This window comes from Gemmata algarum, assembly GCF_034097035.1.
GTDB classification, from domain to species: Bacteria; Planctomycetota; Planctomycetia; order Gemmatales; family Gemmataceae; genus Gemmata; species Gemmata algarum.
This window is the reverse complement of record NZ_JAXBLV010000150.1, coordinates 1-352: the sequence shown is the minus strand read 5'-3', so window position 1 is coordinate 352 and position 352 is coordinate 1. Positions and strand designations below refer to the sequence as shown.

Below are 352 nucleotides of genomic sequence, written 5' to 3'. Positions count from 1 at the left end.
GACGAGGCGGGCGCTCACAAGGCGTGTGAAGGGTGATGGAACGGTCAGCGGTCGTGGTTACATCGGGGCGCTGAACAAGAGTGAGATCTGGGGCCACCCGCCGTTGACGCTGCAACTGATGGGGGTGGAGGAGCGTCTGCTGCCGGACGCGAGCGGGTTGGGGTACTCGTGGGACATCGGGTACCAGTTCACGGAGAAGGCGGTGCCGTTCGGTCACCTGGGGTTCTACTACTTCGACAACGCCGGCCCGGCCAGCGGCTACTACCTGACGGGCCGGGGGCCGGGTTATCCATCCATCCCGGGCGGGCTCGCGGACGGGAACCACCTGTTCCCGGTGCGCGAGTTCAAGAAC

Annotated in this window: 1 protein-coding gene; it reads left to right on the top strand. The window is 66.2% G+C overall.

Annotated features, from left to right (window positions below):
- Positions 1-25 precede the first annotated feature (25 nt).
- The coding region (locus tag R5W23_RS12250; RefSeq protein WP_320686566.1) for a hypothetical protein at positions 26-352 on the top strand (327 nt) is incomplete at its 3' end.